Raw genomic sequence first — 5,067 nt, 5'->3', positions numbered from 1 at the left:
CCGGATTGCAACGCGGCCAGGGACCAAAAGATGGTGAATGTCAACACGCCCTAGTCGCCGGAGCAGTCGCTTCACGGCGCACAAGCCATCAAGGGAGTACGATCATGTCCGCACGGGAGTTGTACCGGGAAGGTCAGTTACTGCTGACCGAAGGAGAGGCTCCAGGCTGCATCACCATGGTATCCGGGGCGATAGAGATCGGGGGGATGGAGGTTCCCTGGCTGATGACCCGGGCGGTGGCTCATCTGCAACTCGGGCAGTATGCCGAAGCCATGGCGGATTGTGACGAGATGATGCGTCTCGATGTGGAGAACCCGCAGCTCTATTTCCTGCGGGGCACCCTGTGCCGCCGCATGAACCGTGCGGAGGACGCCATCGCCAACCTGACCCAGGCCATCCAGATCGATCCGAACTACGCCATCGCCTATCTGGAACGGGCCATCTGTTTCATGCAGTGCCAACGGACCGCCGAGGCGGAAGAGGATTTGCGCTGGGTGGTGATGTGCAACGAGACCGCCCTGCAGGGTTTCGGCGACGAAATGGGCATGATGCGAACCCAACAGGAGGCCGTGGAGGCCATGCGGGAGGGCGAGCGGGACTATCCCCGTCTGCGCATGCCGGAAGCCGAGGTGGAGGAGATGTTGCGGGTGTTGCAGTAGGTCGTTTTCGCCCGTTTCCGAATCTTCGCGTCGGTCGAATTTGAGGAGTGTCCGCCATGCATGTCGAACCCGCAGTCGCCAGTCTCCTCTCTCGCAGTTACAAACACGGATTTGTGACCGCCATCCAGGCCAATTCCCTGGCGGAAGGCCTGGATGAGGGGGTGATTCAGGCCATCTCGACCAAAAAAGGCGAGCCGGAATTCATGCTCAACTGGCGCCTGGCCGCCTATCATCACTGGCTGGGCATGAAGGAACCCCGCTGGTCGAGCCTGCGGTATCCGCCCATCGACTACCAGGGCATCCGCTACTACTCCTCCCCGTTTGCCGACGACCGCGTACCGGTGAAACTGGAGGATGTCGATCCGGCGCTGCTGGCCACCTACGAAAAACTGGGGGTTCCCCTGGGGGAACGGCTGGCCCTGGCCGGGGTGGCGGTGGATGCGGTTTTCGACAGCGTTTCCGTGGCCACCACCCATCGCGAGAAGCTGGGGAAATTGGGGATCCTCTTCTGCTCCATGTCGGAAGCCCTCCGGGAGCATCCCGAGCTGGTGCGGCGTTATCTGGGCACGGTGGTCCCTCCCGGAGACAACTTCTTCGCCGCCCTCAATGCGGCGGTCTTCAGTGACGGCACCTTCTGCTACATCCCGCCGGGGGTGCGCTGTCCCATCGAGTTGTCCACCTATTTCCGCATCAACGCCGAAAACACCGGCCAGTTCGAACGCACCCTGATCGTGGCCGACAAGGGGAGTTCCGTCTCCTATCTGGAGGGTTGCACCGCTCCCCAGCGGGACCGTCATCAACTTCACGCCGCCGTGGTCGAACTGATCGCCTTCGAGGGGGCCGATATCCGCTACGCCACGGTGCAGAACTGGTATCCGGGGGATGCCGAGGGGCGCGGCGGCATCTACAATTTCGTCACCAAACGGGGGGAGTGTCGCGGAGACCGCTCCCGCATCGCCTGGACCCAGGTGGAGACCGGTTCGGCCATCACCTGGAAGTACCCCAGCGTGATTCTGCGGGGCGAGGGCTCCACGGGGCGTTTTCACTCCGTGGCCCTGACCAACCACCACCAGCAGGCCGACACCGGCACCAAGATGATCCACATCGGGGCCAACACCCGCAGCACCATCCTCGCCAAGGGGATCTCCGCAGGCCAGGGGCACAACGCCTACCGGGGGCTGGTCAAAATCCTCTCTTCCGCAGCCGGGGCGCAAAACAGCAGCCAGTGCGATTCCCTGCTCCTGGGCTCGGCCTGTTCGGCTCACACCTTTCCTTACATCGAAGTCAAAAACGCCTCCGCGCGGGTGGAACACGAAGCCACCACCTCCCGGATCAGCGAGGATCAACTCTTCTACTGCCGACAGCGGGGGTTGGGCCGGGACGAGGCGGTCTCCCTGATCGTGCATGGCTTCTGTCAGGAGGTCTTTCGCGAGCTGCCCATGGAGTTTTCCCTGGAGGCTCGCAAACTGCTTGCCGTCAGCCTGGAAGGGAGCGTGGCATGAACATTCTGGAAATAAGCGATCTGCATGTTTCCATTGGGGAAAAGTCCATTCTGCGCGGCCTCGATTTTCAACTCGGGGAGGGTGAGGTTCACGCCCTGATGGGGCCCAACGGGGCCGGGAAAAGCACCCTGGCCAATCTCCTGGCGGGTCGGGCCGATTGTCGGGTCAGTCAGGGGGAGATTTCCTATCGGGGTCGGGATCTCCTGGCCTTGTCCCCCGAGGAGCGTTCCCGGGAGGGCCTCTTCCTGGCCTTTCAGAATCCGGTGGAGATTCCCGGCGTCAGCAACGCCCGTCTGTTGAAGGAGGCCTACAACGCCCACCTCCGCCATCGGGGCCTTGGGGAGATCGACGCCATGGTCTTTCGGGATCACCTGCGCCGTCGCCTGAGCCCCTTGGGGCTGGGGGAGGAGTGGCTGCTGCGCCCGGTCAACGCGGGATTCTCGGGAGGGGAGAAAAAACGCAACGAACTGCTGCAGATGCTGGTGCTGGAGCCGCGCCTGGCGATCCTCGACGAGATCGATTCGGGCATGGATATCGATGCCCTCGGCAAGGTGGCCGAAGCCATCACGCTTCTGCGCGAGAATCGCTGCGCCGTGCTGCTGATCACCCACTACCCGCGCCTTTTGGAGCAGGTGGCGCCGGATCGGGTGCATGTGCTGCTGGGCGGACGCATCGGCCTTTCCGGTGGCCGCCAGTTGGCGGGACAACTCGAAGAGCGCGGTTACGGCTGGATCGAGGAGGCCGTGGCATGAACGACTTCACCGCATCCTATCGCAACCTCTTTCTGGAGGGGGAGTCCGGCTTCCCGGGGTTTGCCACCCCGGCCATCCGCTCCTCCCGTCGGGCCTCGTTGCAGCGTTTCCTGGAGCTGGGCTTTCCCACCCAGTTCCTGGAAAACTGGAAGTATACCTCGGTCCGGGCCCTGTCCCGAACCCTGTTCAAGCCCCCCAAGTCGGTCTGCATGGGGTTGGTTCCCGAGGATCTCGACGCCTTTCTGCCCGAATCCCGCTATCGTCCGCGACTGGTCTTCGTCAACGGTTTCCATGTGCCCTCGTTATCGGACCTGGGCAAACTCCCCTCGGGTGTCCGGGTGGTCAGCATGGCCCGCCTGGCCAATGAATCACCGGGGGAGATCACCGCCGCCCTCGGTCGGGAGGTCGTCGCGGAGCCGGGTTTCACCTCCTGGAATCAGGCCTTCTGGCCGGATGGGGCTTTTGTTCGGGTGAGCGCCGGAGCCCGTCTCGACGCTCCGTTGCACCTCTTGTTTCTGACCACTCCGTCACGGGAGGCCCAGGCCATCCAGCCCTGGAATCGCATCGTGGTGGAGGCGGAGGCCCGTCTGCAACTGGTGGAAAGTTACGTCACGCTGGGCATGCCGCCTCATTTGAGCAATGCCCGGACCGACCTGCTGATGGGCCGGGGAGCCCGGGTCGATCACCTGCTGCGGCTCGATGAATCGACTCTGACGCACCATTCGGGCCGTATGGACATCCGCCAGGAGGCTTCCAGTCAACTGGATTCCCGGCTCTTTTGCCGGGGTGGGGCCCTGACCCGCCAGGAGGTTTGTCTCAACCTGAACGGCCAGGGAGCCGCCTGTCGCCTGGATGGCCTTTTTATGGCCGAGGGGCGGCAGCACATGGATTTTCAGACCCGCATTCACCATCAGGCCAACGCCACCCGATCCCGACAGCTTTTCAAGGGTGTCCTCGACGGGGAGTCGCGAGGGGTGTTTCACGGGGTCATCCAGGTTCCGCCGGGCGTGCGAGATACCGAGTCCCGGCAGCGTAGCGCCAATCTGCTGCTTTCCGATCAGGCGGAGATCGATACCCTGCCGCAACTGGAGATCTTCAACGATGCCGTGCAATGCGCTCACGGGGCCAGTGTGGGCCATGTGGACCAGGAGGCGATGTTCTACCTGCGGAGCCGGGGTTTGAAGGAGAGCGAAGCCCGACGCCTGCTGGTCGAGGGCTTTGCGGAAGAGGTGCTGCAGGATCTCGAACCGCTCTCCCTGCGGGATTGGCTGCGTCGGCAACTGGGAGGGCTTTGCCATGATGATCGATCGTGAACTCTACGAGGAGACCCTTCTCGACCACAATCGCCACCCGTATCACTATTTGCGGGTTCCCCAGGGGACCAACCATACGGCTTATGGTTTCAATCCCACCTGCGGGGACGAATTCACCCTCCATCTGCGGGTTGAAGAGGGCGTGATCCGGGAGAGTGGTTTCGAGGGGGTGGGCTGCGCCCTTTCCGTGGCTTCCGCCTCCATGATGGCCAAGGCTCTGGAGGGGTTGACCCTGGAGGAGGCGGAGGCGCTGTTCCGCCGCATGACGGCTTTTCTGCACGGGGGGGAGCCCCTCCCCCCGGAGCAGCCGGGGCTCGGCAGTCTGGCGTTGCTGGGTGGTGTCTTTGACTATCCCGACCGCATCAAGTGCGCCAACCTGGCCTGGCATATCCTGCATGCCGCATTGCAACAGGAACAACACACCGTGTGTACGGAATAGGAATATCCCATGGATACGCTTCGTGAAAAGGTTATCGCCGCTTTGCGCACGGTTCTGGATCCGGAGTTTCCCATCAACATCTTCGATCTGGGACTGGTTTATCGTCTGGAGATCCTGCCCCTGGGGCTGGTCAGTGTGCAAATGACCCTGACCGCCCCGGCTTGTCCCGTGGCGCAGGCCATTCCCGAAGAGGTCGCGGAGGTGGTGGGCCGGGTTCCGGGGGTCAACGGGGTCGATGTGGAGCTGGTCTGGGATCCCCCCTGGAGCCGGGAGCGCATGAACGAGGAGGCCCGATGGCGCATGGAGATGCTTTAATCGTTTGACTTTCAATATGTTATCTTTTTATAATCAAAAAGAGCGCCTGTTCTATCCTTTGACTTTTCAGTAATCCTTATTTCAAAG

Annotated in this window: 6 protein-coding genes; all 6 read left to right on the top strand. The window is 62.4% G+C overall.

The genetic code is table 11. The features are described from left to right. Positions 1 to 104 precede the first annotated feature (104 nt). The 6 genes from HQL56_18025 to HQL56_18000 are packed head-to-tail and all read left to right on the top strand — an operon-like array spanning position 105 to position 4,980. Positions 105 to 659 carry a tetratricopeptide repeat protein gene (locus tag HQL56_18025; GenBank protein MBF0311416.1) on the top strand — a complete coding sequence of 185 codons (555 nt, stop codon included), beginning with the start codon at positions 105 to 107 and terminating at the stop codon, positions 657 to 659. 56 nt (positions 660 to 715) lie between these two features. Then, positions 716 to 2,161, top strand: coding sequence for a Fe-S cluster assembly protein SufB (sufB, locus tag HQL56_18020; GenBank protein MBF0311415.1), 1,446 nt, complete (start codon positions 716 to 718; stop codon positions 2,159 to 2,161). A 2-nt stretch (positions 2,162 to 2,163) separates the two neighbouring features. Then, a complete protein-coding gene (gene sufC, locus HQL56_18015; GenBank protein MBF0311414.1) occupies positions 2,164 to 2,913 on the top strand; it encodes a Fe-S cluster assembly ATPase SufC in 750 nt (249 codons plus the stop codon). Beyond that, positions 2,910 to 4,226, top strand: a complete 1,317-nt coding sequence (sufD, locus tag HQL56_18010) for a Fe-S cluster assembly protein SufD (protein ID MBF0311413.1) — start codon at positions 2,910 to 2,912, stop codon at positions 4,224 to 4,226. Before sufC ends, sufD begins: the two co-directional genes overlap by 4 nt. Next, positions 4,213 to 4,665: an SUF system NifU family Fe-S cluster assembly protein gene (locus tag HQL56_18005; GenBank protein MBF0311412.1), complete on the top strand. Its 453-nt coding sequence runs from the start codon at positions 4,213 to 4,215 to the stop codon at positions 4,663 to 4,665. Before sufD ends, HQL56_18005 begins: the two co-directional genes overlap by 14 nt. A 9-nt stretch (positions 4,666 to 4,674) precedes the next feature. After that, positions 4,675 to 4,980, top strand: a complete 306-nt coding sequence (locus HQL56_18000) for a DUF59 domain-containing protein (protein ID MBF0311411.1) — start codon at positions 4,675 to 4,677, stop codon at positions 4,978 to 4,980. Positions 4,981 to 5,067: the final 87 nt, after the last annotated feature.

Source organism: Magnetococcales bacterium, assembly GCA_015231925.1.
Taxonomy (GTDB): Bacteria; Pseudomonadota; Magnetococcia; order Magnetococcales; family JADGAQ01; genus JADGAQ01.
This window is presented reverse-complemented; position numbering and strand designations above follow the sequence as displayed.